At 74.0% G+C, this 10967-nt stretch carries 11 protein-coding genes; 8 read left to right on the top strand and 3 right to left on the bottom strand.

Translation table 11 applies throughout. The features are described 5' to 3' along the window. Positions 1-41 precede the first annotated feature (41 nt). Genes ACWEF6_RS12280 through ACWEF6_RS12270 form a run of 3 tightly spaced genes read right to left on the bottom strand, consistent with a single transcriptional unit; the run spans position 42 to position 2631 of the window. Positions 42-932 (bottom strand): glycosyltransferase family 2 protein, encoded by an 891-nt coding sequence (locus tag ACWEF6_RS12280; RefSeq protein ID WP_449682976.1) that lies wholly within the window; start codon positions 930-932, stop codon positions 42-44. After that, on the bottom strand, positions 911-1777 hold the full coding sequence (locus ACWEF6_RS12275) for a glycosyltransferase family 2 protein (protein WP_449682975.1): 867 nt from the start codon (positions 1775-1777) through the stop codon (positions 911-913). Before ACWEF6_RS12275 ends, ACWEF6_RS12280 begins: the two co-directional genes overlap by 22 nt. Continuing rightward, positions 1774-2631 carry a polysaccharide pyruvyl transferase family protein gene (locus ACWEF6_RS12270; protein ID WP_449682974.1) on the bottom strand — a complete coding sequence of 286 codons (858 nt, stop codon included), beginning with the start codon at positions 2629-2631 and terminating at the stop codon, positions 1774-1776. The genes ACWEF6_RS12275 and ACWEF6_RS12270 overlap by 4 nt, the downstream gene beginning before the upstream one ends. A 73-nt stretch (positions 2632-2704) precedes the next feature. Here ACWEF6_RS12270 and ACWEF6_RS12265 point away from each other — a divergent pair, with 73 nt between their 5' ends. From ACWEF6_RS12265 to ACWEF6_RS12230, 8 genes are all read left to right on the top strand, one after another. Then, entirely contained in the window at positions 2705-3670 is a 966-nt protein-coding gene (locus ACWEF6_RS12265) for a UDP-glucuronic acid decarboxylase family protein (RefSeq protein ID WP_449682973.1), read from the top strand. Between the two features lie 112 nt (positions 3671-3782). Next, positions 3783-5456 (top strand): carbamoyltransferase family protein, encoded by a 1674-nt coding sequence (locus tag ACWEF6_RS12260; protein ID WP_449682972.1) that lies wholly within the window; start codon positions 3783-3785, stop codon positions 5454-5456. Next, on the top strand, positions 5456-6016 hold the full coding sequence (locus tag ACWEF6_RS12255; protein WP_449682971.1) for a D-sedoheptulose-7-phosphate isomerase: 561 nt from the start codon (positions 5456-5458) through the stop codon (positions 6014-6016). Before ACWEF6_RS12260 ends, ACWEF6_RS12255 begins: the two co-directional genes overlap by 1 nt. Beyond that, a complete protein-coding gene (locus ACWEF6_RS12250; protein WP_449682970.1) occupies positions 6013-7380 on the top strand; it encodes a PfkB family carbohydrate kinase in 1368 nt (455 codons plus the stop codon). Before ACWEF6_RS12255 ends, ACWEF6_RS12250 begins: the two co-directional genes overlap by 4 nt. A gap of 24 nt (positions 7381-7404) precedes the next feature. Further along, a complete protein-coding gene (locus ACWEF6_RS12245) occupies positions 7405-8091 on the top strand; it encodes an SDR family oxidoreductase (RefSeq protein WP_449678408.1) in 687 nt (228 codons plus the stop codon). Then, positions 8082-9032 carry a glycosyltransferase family 9 protein gene (locus ACWEF6_RS12240; protein ID WP_449682969.1) on the top strand — a complete coding sequence of 317 codons (951 nt, stop codon included), beginning with the start codon at positions 8082-8084 and terminating at the stop codon, positions 9030-9032. Before ACWEF6_RS12245 ends, ACWEF6_RS12240 begins: the two co-directional genes overlap by 10 nt. Beyond that, a complete protein-coding gene (locus tag ACWEF6_RS12235) occupies positions 9025-10335 on the top strand; it encodes a UDP-glucose dehydrogenase family protein (RefSeq protein WP_449682968.1) in 1311 nt (436 codons plus the stop codon). The genes ACWEF6_RS12240 and ACWEF6_RS12235 overlap by 8 nt, the downstream gene beginning before the upstream one ends. After that, a complete protein-coding gene (locus ACWEF6_RS12230) occupies positions 10332-10937 on the top strand; it encodes a flavodoxin family protein (protein WP_449682967.1) in 606 nt (201 codons plus the stop codon). Before ACWEF6_RS12235 ends, ACWEF6_RS12230 begins: the two co-directional genes overlap by 4 nt. Positions 10938-10967 lie beyond the last annotated feature (30 nt).

The raw sequence follows: 10967 nt of genomic DNA, 5'->3' as shown, positions 1-10967 counted from the left end.
GGTAAGGCGGGTTAGAACCCGCCTTACCACTCACGACTGTCTCAGCCCACGTAGCGGCGGGCCTTCGACTCCCGCTGCGGGGCTTCCAGGAGGCGGAGGCCGTGCTCGACGTGCGGCGGGACCACGCGGCGGTCGCGCAGGACCCACGGCAGGCCGCGGGCCACGTCCAGGAGCGCCGCAGCGGTGGCCGAGTCGCGAGGCGCGGTGCGCAGGACCTCGCGGCCGCGGCGGAAGACCGCCGGCCAGGGGCGGCGCAGCAGGAGCGTCCACATCGTGTTGCGGATGCCCAGGCGGCGGCGGTGGCGCGGGTCGCGCAGCTTCGACGGCGCGTGGTGGATCACCACGTCCTCCGCCCAGCACATCCACCAGCCGCGCGCCGCGAGGTCGAGGGCGAACAACTCCTCCTCGCCGCCGAGCCACATCCGGGTCGAGAAGCCGCCGACCTCGCGGAACGCACTGACGCGCACCGCCGTCAAGCCCGCCATGATGCCGAGCAGCGCTGGCCCCGGCAGCCAGTCCGGGCCGGGGACCGGGGACTCGCGCAGTTCCGGCGTGATCGGGTCCTCGGCCAGGCCGGGCTCGACCAGGCAGCGCCCGGTCACCGAGCCGAGCCCCGGATACGACTCCAGCAGGTCGGCGGCCTGGGTGAGCGCGCCGGGCTGCCACGTCGTGTCGTCGTCGCAAAAGGCCACGTACGGGGTCGTCACCTCCTCGACCGCGATGTTGCGGGCCACCGCGCCGAGGTTCTCCGCCAGGCGGAACAGGCGGACGCCCGGGAACTCGCGGGCGACCATGTCGGCCGTGCCGTCCGTGGATCCGTTGTCCGCGACGAAGAGGGGCGCCGCGTCCGGCAAGGACGTCATGTGGTCCAGGGTCTCCCGCAGCTGCGACCGGCGGTTGCGGGTGATGATCACGACCGAGATTCGCGCCATTCGGCGGTCCTTTCCAGAGTCCGGGCCTGGTGTTCGACGTGGGCGGGCAGGACGCGCCGCGAGCTCAGCGCGCGTGGCAGCCGCGGGACCGCGCCGAGGACGGCGCCGGGCGCCCGCACCAGCGTCCGTGCCACTTCGCGGCGACACACTCGCGGCGGGCGGCGCAGCACGGCGATGAGCAGCTGGTTGCGCAGTTCGGCCCGGCGGCGCCACGACGACGGTGGGCGCGACGGGGACGGGTGGTGGTGGGCGCGCAGACGTCCGACGTAGCAGACCTCCCAGCCGCGCGCCGCCAGGTCGTAGGCCAGCAGCTGTTCTTCCGCGCCGAAGTGCAGCAGCGGGCTGAAGCCACCCACTTGCAGGTACGCCGAGCGGCGGACGATCGCCGAGCACGCCAGGAAGCCGAGCACCAGCGGCCCGGGCGCGCCATCCGGGTGCCCCAGCGGGCTGCGCTCCATTTCGGGCGTCACCGGGTCGTCCCGGCATTCCGGGCCGACGAGGGTGCGCGCGGCGAGCAGGCCGGTCCGCGGGTGCTCGTCGAAGATCCGCTCCGCCTCCACCAACGCGTCCGGTGCCCACCACGAGTCGTCGTCGCTGAAGGCGACGTACGGCGTGTCGGCCGCGATGACGCCGAGGGTGCGCGCGGCGGCGCCGAGGTTCTGCGGCAGCCGGATCACGCGGACGCATCGATAACGCCGGGCGACCGCGGCCGTGTCGTCCTCCGAGGCGTTGTCCAGCACGATGACCGGCGGCCGGGGGTCCAAAGAGGACAGCCGGGTGAGGGTGCGCGCCAGCTCGGTGGCGCGGTTGCGGGTGGCGATGACGACGGTCGTGCGCGCGCTCACCGCGCCCCCACCAGCTCGTCGACCAGCGCGGCCAAGGATGCCGGGTGCGCGGGTGGCCGCACCTTCGCCGACAGGCACCACTTCAGGCGGGCGTCGAGCAACGCCGGGTCCGTGACGTCCGAAGCGGCCACCACCGGCCAGTCCAGCGCGGTGCCCTGCGCGGTCACCTTCCCGCCGCCGCCCACCGGGTCGACGGCGAGCACCGGCACCCCGGCCTTGAGCCCGAGGACCAGTCCGTGCAGCCGGGTCGTCACCACGGCGTCCATTTTGGACACCACGGCGGCGAACTGGTCCGGGGTCGCGCACCGCTCCCAGTCCTCGTGCGCCAGGCGCGTGTCCAGCGGCACGCGGGCGCAGTCCAGGCCGGCGAGCCAGCCGGTCAGTGCCTCGTGGACGTCGCCGTGCCGGCCCGCGCTGCCGTATTCCGGCTGGCGCGGGGCCAGGATCACGCCCAGCACCGGCGTGGGCGACACCGGTGCACCCAGGGAAAGGTCGAGTTCGGTGGTGACGCCGTCGTCGCGCGGGAGGACCCGGTGGAACCCCGTCACCGCCGGGTCTTCGGCGTCGGGTACGGACACGCCGACCGCGATCCGGCGGCAAGCCGCGTAGCGTTCGTGCAGCGAACGCACCTGCGGCCCGTGGACCGGGCCGCAGGCGAACACCACGTGGGTATAGTCGTCGGGGGGCGCGTCGGGCAGGTGCAGGGTGCCGGGCCGGAAGCCGGGGCTCCACGCGACCCGGTGGTCGATCCCGGCCTCGGCCAGCGCGGCCCCGGCCGCGCGCAGGCTCAGGACGTCACCCGCCGTGGCTTCCCCGTGCAGAAAACTGGCCCAACCGGTGAGCAGAACTCGCATGGTGGTGGCGCTTACCCGCTCGCCACCCCGTTACACGGGTTTGCGCCCACCGGGGCCGGGTAGCCGCCACGGCATGACGGATCCGGGAGTGGCCAGGCGGTTCGAACGTGCGGTGGTGACCGGGGGTGCCGGCTTCGTCGGCGCCCACCTGTGCGAGCTGCTGCTCGAAGAGGGCATCGAAGTCGTCGCCGTCGACAACCTCGCGACGTCCTCGGCGGACTCCTTGGACCACCTGCGCCACTACGACCGGTTCCGGTTCGTGCGCCACGACGTCACGCAGCCGATGCCGCTGAGCTGCGAAGCCGACGTCGTGTTCCACCTGGCCTCGGCCGCGTCACCCCGCGACTACCTCGCCCTGCCGATCGAGACGCTCCGCGCGGGGTCGCACGGCACCGAGAACGCCCTCGAACTGGCCCGCCGCGATGGCGCCCGGTTCGTCCTCGCATCGACCAGCGAGGTCTACGGCGATCCCCTGGAACACCCGCAGCGCGAAGGGTATTGGGGCAACGTCAACCCGATCGGGCCGCGCAGCGTCTACGACGAGGCCAAGCGCTACGCCGAAGCACTGACCTCGGCCTACCGCCGCGAATTCGGCGCGGACACGGGGATCGCGCGGATCTTCAACACCTACGGCCCCGGCATGCGCGCCCACGACGGCCGGATGATCCCGGCGTTCCTCGACCAGGCGCTCCGGAACGAGCCGATCACCGTCACCGGCACCGGCGAACAGACCCGGTCCATCTGCTACGTCGAGGACACCGTCCGCGGCCTGCTCGCCCTCGCGCGGTCAGGCCACCCCGGACCGGTGAACATCGGCAACCCGGACGAGCTGACCGTCCGTCAGGTGGCCGAGCGGATCAAGGACATCACCGGCTCCCGCTCCCCCGTCGAGTACATCGACGCCGTCGTCGACGACCCGCAGCGGCGCTGCCCCGACATCACCCTCGCCCGCGACGTCCTCGGTTGGGAACCGAAGATCGACGCCGACGACGGCCTCCGTCGCACTGCGGCGTGGTTCCGCCGCGCGCCGTCGCGCTGAGTAGCGACGCCCAGGGCTTATGCGCGCCATCGTTTATCAACGACTTCGCCGGGTAGCGCTATAGGCGAGAGCGGGCCCTGCGAGTCCGCGCCGAAACGCCAGAGGCAGGTCGATGCGCATACTCGGGATCAACGCCGTTTTCCACGACCCGGCCGCAGCGCTGGTGGTGGACGGGGAGATCGTCGCCGCGGCGGAGGAAGAACGCTTCAGCCGCCGCAAGCACGGCAAGCAGGCGGTGCCGTTCTCCACCTGGGAACAGCCCGCCCAGGCCGCCGCCTGGTGCCTCGCCCGGGCGGGACTGTCCGCGAAGGACCTCGACGCCGTCGGCTACTCCTACGACCCCGCGCTCGTCGAGCCGGGCCTGCCCGGGCACGACTCGAGCGGTGAGGAGCTGCGGACGGAGTTCGCCAAGCGGGCGCCCCTCTTCCTGAAGTCCGCCTTGCCCGGGCTCGATCCCGGCATCGTCAAGTTCGTCCGCCACCACGTCGCCCACGCCGCCTCGGCCGCGCTCGCCGCGCCGTTCGGCGACTGCGCCGTGCTGGTCGCCGACGGCCGCGGCGAAAGCACGTCCTACCTGGCCGGTGAGTACCGCGACGGGCGGTTCAAGGAACTGGCCGCGCAGAAACTGCCGCACTCGCTCGGCCTGCTCTACGAAGACCTCACCGAGCACTGCGGCTTCGCGCGGTCCAGCGACGAGTACAAGGTCATGGCGCTCGCCTCCTACGGCAAGCCGGCTTTCCTCGACGAACTCTGCGAGCACGTCCACGTCACCGGCGACGGCGGCTTCCACGCCTCGGGCGTCAACCTGGCCGACCTCGCCCCGCGACGCGAAGCCGGCGAGGAACTCACCCGGCGGCACGCCGATCTCGCCGCGAGTGTCCAGAAAGTCCTCGAAGACATCCTCCTCGAGCTGGCGGACTGGCTGCACGAGGCCACCGGCCAGCGCGACCTGGCGATGGCGGGCGGGATCGCGCTCAACTGCGTCGCCAACAGCCGGCTGCACGCCGAGGGCCCGTTCGACCGGATCTGGGTGCAGCCCGCCGCCGGGGACGCGGGCACCGCGCTCGGCGCCGCGCTGCAGCTGGCCGCCGACGCCGGGGAGCCCCGCACGTCCATGGGCGACGCCGGGCTCGGCCGCGGGTGGACCGACGAGGAGCTGGAAGAAATCCTCGTCCAGGCCAAGCTGCCGTACGAACGACCGGACGACCTCGCCGAGACCGTCGCCGAAGCGCTGGCGAACGACGAAGTGATCGCCTGGTTCCAGGGCCGCGCCGAGTTCGGCCCACGGGCCCTCGGCCACCGGTCGCTCCTGGCCCACCCGGGCCGCAAGGCGAACCTCGAGCGCCTCAACGACGTCAAGGGTCGCGAGCAGTTCCGCCCGGTGGCGCCGATGGTGCGGGCCGAGCGGGCGGCCGAAATCTTCAGCCGCGGCCCGCTGCCCAGCCCGTACATGCTGTTCGTGCACGACGTCGCCGAGGGCTGGCGCGACCGCATCCCGGCCGTCACACACGTCGACGGCACGGCTCGCGTACAGACCGTCGAGGAACGCGAAAACCCGGTGCTGGCCCGGATGCTGGCCGCCTTCGAGCGGCGGACCGGCCTGCCGGTCGTGATCAACACCAGCCTCAACACCGCCGGCCGTCCGATGGTCGACTCCCCACGAGACGCCCTCGAGTGCTTCGGCTCGGCCCCGATCGACCTGCTCGCGCTGGGGCCGTTCGTGCTCCGGCGACCGCGATCCACCCCGACCGGCGCGGCGTCGCCGGAGAAGAAGGAGGTGCCGTGATGGAAGACCATCTCGCCGCGCTGGCCGAAGCGGCCGGCCGGGCCCGTGAATCCGCCCCCAAGATCACCGCGTGGGGCCGGCACCTCGCCGGCGTCTTCGAGGCCGGTGGCCGGCTGCTCGCCTGCGGCAACGGTGGCAGCGCCGCCGAAGCCCAGCACCTGACCGGCGAGCTCGTCGGCCGGTTCCGCCACGAACGCCGTCCCCTCTCGGCCATCGCGCTGCACGCGGACACGTCCGCGACCACCGCGATCGTCAACGACTACGGCGACCACGAGGTGTTCGCCCGGCAGGTGCACGCCCACGGGCGGCCGGGCGACGTCCTGGTGTGCCTGTCCACCAGCGGCGGCAGCCAGAACGTCGTCGCCGCCGCGAAGGCCGCGCACGAGCTCGGCGTGACGACCTGGGCGCTGACCGGCCCCGCCCCGAATCCGCTCGCCGCCCTGTGCGACGACGCCGTGACGGTCGAAGCGCCGACCGTCGCGACCGTGCAGGAGATGCACCTGGCGCTGGTCCACGGCCTGTGCGCGGCGCTCGACGACGCGCTCGGGGTGACCGCGTGAAGCCGCTGGTCGTCCTGGGCGACACCCTGCTGGACGTCGACGCCGAAGGCACCGCCGAGCGGCTGTGCCCCGAGGCGCCGGTCCCGGTGGTCGACCTGACGGCCCGGCGCCGCCGCCCCGGCGGGGCCGGCCTGGCCGCCCTGCTGGCCGCGCGATCGGCGGCGGAGGTCGTCCTGGTCACGCCGCTCGGCGACGACGAAGGCGGCCACGCGCTCACCGGGCTGCTGGAACCGGACGTCACCGTGCTGCCGCTGCCGCTGCGCGGCACCACGGTGTGCAAGACCCGGGTCCGCGCGGGCGGGCAGTCGTTGCTGCGCCTGGATTCCGGCGACGGCACGGCGACCACCGACCCGCTGCCCGCCCGGGTGCACGAAGCCGTGGAGAACGCCGGCGCGATCCTGGTGGCCGACTACGGCCGCGGCCTGACGCGCAACCCCGACGTCCGCCGGCTGCTGCGGGAGGTGGCCGAGCGGATCCCGGTGGTCTGGGACCCGCACCCGCGCGGGGCGCAGCCGGTGCCCGGCACACGGCTGGTCACGCCGAACCTCGCCGAGGCGCGCGCGGTGCTCGCCGGGCACGAGGAACCGGCCGAGCTGGCCAAGCTGCTGCGCGGCCACTGGCACGCCGACGCGGTCGCGGTGACCGTCGGGTCCCGGGGTGCGGTGCTCGCCGACGGCCTCGGCGAAACGACCGTCCCGATCCCCGTCGCGGCGCGGACGCCGGGCCACACCGCGCCCGACACGTGCGGCGCGGGCGACCGGTTCGCCGCAGCGGCCACCGCGGCGCTGCTCGGCGGTGCGGACACGACCGAAGCCGTGGTGACGGCGGTCGAGGCGGCCGCCCGGTTCGTCGCCGCCGGCGGTGCGACCGCGCTGTCCACGAACGACGGCCCGGTGCCCGACCCGCAGCCGGCCACCGACGCGTTCGGCCTCGCCGAGCGGATCCGCGAAACCGGCGGCCGGCTGATCGCCACCGGCGGCTGCTTCGACCTGCTGCACCCCGGGCACGTCAGCCTGCTGCGGCAGGCCCGCGCCCTCGGCGACGCGCTCGTCGTCTGCCTCAATTCCGACGCTTCGGTGCGGGGCCTCAAGGGCCCGGGCCGCCCGCTGGTCCGCGACCGCGACCGGGCCCGGCTGCTCACCGCGTTGTCCTTTGTGGACGCCGTCGCCGTGTTCGACGAGGCCTCGCCCACCACCGTCCTGGAGAAGCTGCGCCCGGACGTGTGGGTGAAGGGCGGCGACTACGCCGACGCGGACCTGCCCGAACGCGCAGTGGTCGAACGGCACGGCGGCGAGGTCGTGCTCGTCCCGACCGTGCCCGGCTACTCGACTTCCCGGCTGGTCGCCGCGGCGGCCAGTGCCTGACCCCCTCCCCCGCGAAGGAGAGCGATGCGACCCCTCGGCAACGTCCTGATCACCGGTGGCGCGTCCGGACTCGGCGCCGCCACCGTCGACGCCGTCCGCAAGGCCGGCGGCACCCCGTACATCCTCGACCGCGTCCGGCCCGAAGACCCGGCAGAGTACGTCGAAGCCGACCTGACCGACACCGCCGCGACCGAGGCCGCGGTCCGGGAGCTCGCCGAGCGCGCCGGCGGCCTGGACGGCGTCTTCACCGCGGCCGGCACCGACGCCTGCGGACCGCTCGGCGAAGTGTCCACCGAGGACTGGGAGCGAGTGGTCAAGGTGAACCTGTTCGGCACGGCCGCGGTGATCCGCGCCGCGCTCCCCTACCTGGAACGCTCGCACGGCACGGTCGTCACCGTGGCGTCCACGCTGGGCATCAAGGCGGTGAGCGACGCGACCGCCTACTGCGCCTCGAAGTTCGGCGTCGTCGGCTTCACCCGCGCGCTGGCCGCCGAGCTGGCCGGGCGCGTCGGCGTCACGCTGCTCGTCCCGGGCGGGATGTGGACGCACTTCTTCGACGACCGCACCGACCAGTACAAGCCGCCGCCGGACGCGAAGCTCAACCAGCCCGAGCACGTCGCGAACACCGTCGTCTTCGCGCTGCAGCAGCCACCCGGCGCCGAAGTCCGCGAAATGGTCGTGTGCGCATCGGAGGAGGGGTCGTGGCCGTGAGCTCCGCGGTCCTCGTGCTGCGCGCGCTCGGCGTCGGCGACCTGCTGACGGCGATGCCCGCGTTGCGCGCGCTGCGTGCGGCGTACCCCGGCGACCGGCTGGTGCTGGCCGCGCCGGAGAGCCTGCGGGACCTGGTGGAGCTGATCGACGCGGCCGACGAGCTGCTGCCGACGTCCGGGCTCGGCGAACTCGCCTGGCCGGGCCCGCCGCCGCGGCTGGCGGTGAACCTGCACGGCAGCGGCCCGGAGAGCCTCCACGACCTGCTCGACACCGACCCGGCCGAGCTGCTGACCCACCGCCACCCCGACTTCCCGGACGTGCCGGGGCTCGAATGGCGCGACGATGTGCACGAAGTGGACCGCTGGTGCCGGCTCGTCGAATACCACCACCTGGAGGCCGACCGGTCGGCCCTGCACCTGCCCGCGCCGCCGGGCCCGAGCCCGGCACCGGACGCCGTCGTGGTGCACCCCGGCGCGGCGTTCCCGGCCCGGCGCTGGCCGCCCGAGCGGTTCGCGACCGTCGTCCGGGACCTCGCCGCGACCGGACACCGCGTGGTGCTCACCGGCAGCGTGGCCGAACGCGACCTGGCGAGGTCGATCGCCGACGCGGCCGGGCTCGGCGACGAGGCCGTGCTGGCCGGGCGCACCGACCTGGCGGAACTGGCCGCGCTGGTGGCCGGCGCGGCCCTGGTGGTCTGCGGCGACACCGGCGTCGGGCACCTCGCCACGGCGTTCGGCACGCCGTCGGTGCTGCTGTTCGGCCCCACCCCGCCGCGGCTGTGGGGTCCGCCGCCGTCGGCGCGGCAGCACGTCGTGCTGTGGGCCGGGAACGTCGGCGACCCGCACGGGGAAGAGCCGGACGGCGGGCTGCTGCTGCTCGGCGAGGAGCGCGTACTGGCCGCGACGCGTTCGGCCCTGGAGATGCGGGTGGCGCATGGCTGACCACATCGGGATCGTCGGTGCGGGCTACGTCGGGCTGACCAGCGCCGCGTGTTTCGCGCGGCTCGGGCACCGGGTCACCTGCGTGGACGCCGACGAGTCCAAAGTGGACGAGCTGGGCCGGGGTCTCGTTTCGATCGCCGAACCCGGCCTCGCCGAGCTGGTCGGCCAGGGCCTCGCCGACCGGACGCTGAGCTTCACCACCGCCCAGGCCGAGCTCTACGGCGCGGACCTCGTCTTCCTGTGCCTGCCGACCCCGCCCGCCGAGGACGGCCGGCCCGACCTCGGCGTGCTCGAACAGGTCGTGCCGCAGCTCGGGCGGCTGTTGCGGCCGGGCTGCGTGCTGGTGACCAAGTCGACGGTGCCGGTCGGCACCGCGGCCCGGCTCCCGCACCTGCTGGGCCGCGACGACCTGCCGGTGGTGGCCAACCCGGAGTTCCTCCGCGAAGGTCACGCCGTCGAGGATTTCCTCCACCCGGACCGGGTGGTCGTCGGCACCGATCCGGCGGATTCACCGGCGGCGCACCGGGTTGCGCGGCTGTACGAGCCGACCGGCGCCCCGGTGGTGGCGACCGACTCGGCCAGCGCCGAACTCGCGAAGTACGCGAGCAACGCGTTCCTCGCCGTGAAGCTGTCCTATGTGAACGTCCTGGCCGAACTGTGCGAGCGGTTCGGCGCGGACGTCCGCGAGGTGTCGCGCACCATGGGCCTCGACGCGCGGATCGGCCCGGAGTTCCTCGCGCCGGGCCCCGGCTGGGGCGGGTCGTGCCTGCCGAAGGACACTTCGGCGCTGCTGCACGCGGCCGAGTCGGCAGGGGTCGACTTCGGCATCCTCCGGGACGCGGTCCGCGTCAACGCCCGGCAGCGCGCCCGGGTGGTCCGGACCGTGCGGCAGGCCGTCACCGGTTCTCCGGCCGGCTCCCTCGCCGGGGCCCGCATCGGCCTGCTGGGGCTGGCCTTCAAGGCCGGCACCGGCGACCTGCGCGACTCCCCCGCCCTGGCGGTGGCCGACGACCTGGCCCGCGCGGGCGCCGAGCTGACCGCGCACGACCCGGCCGTCGCGTGCGTGCCCGGCATGGGCTCGGTCCAGGTCGTCGACGACCCGTACCTGGTGGCCAAGGACGCCGCGGCGCTGGTCGTGCTCACCGAATGGCCCGAATTCCGGGACCTCGACTGGGCCCGGCTGGCCGCGTCCGCCGACCGGGCGGTCGTCGTCGACACCCGCAACCTGTTAGATCCCGACGTCCTCGCCGGAGCGGGGTTCGCCCACCTCGGCGTCGGCACCCATCCCAGGAGGCAGTCATGACCTTGCGCGTCCTCGCGCTGACCTGCACGCTCAAGCCGTCGCCGGCGAAGTCGAGCAGCGACCTCATCGCCCGGCAGCTGCTCGACCTCTTCGCCGAGCGCGGCGCCACCGGCGAGCTGGTCCGGGTGGTCGACCACGACGTCCGGCCGGGCGTCGAGGCCGACATGGGCAACGGCGACGCGTGGCCGGACATCCGGCGGAAGATCGCCGCCGCCGACGTCCTGCTGATCGCCACCCCGACGTGGGTCGGTCACATGTCGAGCGTCGCGCAGCGGGTTCTGGAACGCCTCGACGCCGAGTTGTCCGAAACGGACGACGAGGGGCGGCCGGCGATGTTCGGCAAGGTCGGGGTGGCCGCGGTCGTCGGCAACGAAGACGGTGCCCACAAGATCATCGCGGACCTCTTCCAGGCCCTGAACGACGTCGGCTTCACGGTGCCGGCCCAGGGCGCGACCTACTGGAACGGCGAGGCCATGCAGGGCGGCGACTACCAGGACCTCGACGAGACGCCCGAGGCCGTGGCCTCGACGAACGCGATCCTGGTCCGCAACGCCGTCCACCTCGCCGAGCTGTTGCGCACGCAGCAGTACCCGGCCAAGTGACTACGCCGTTCGAGTGACATCACTGCGCCG

It is taken from the genome of Amycolatopsis sp. NPDC004772, from assembly GCF_053601215.1.
The sequence above is the reverse complement of the archived record's forward strand: the minus strand, read 5'-3'. Positions and strand labels throughout refer to the sequence as shown.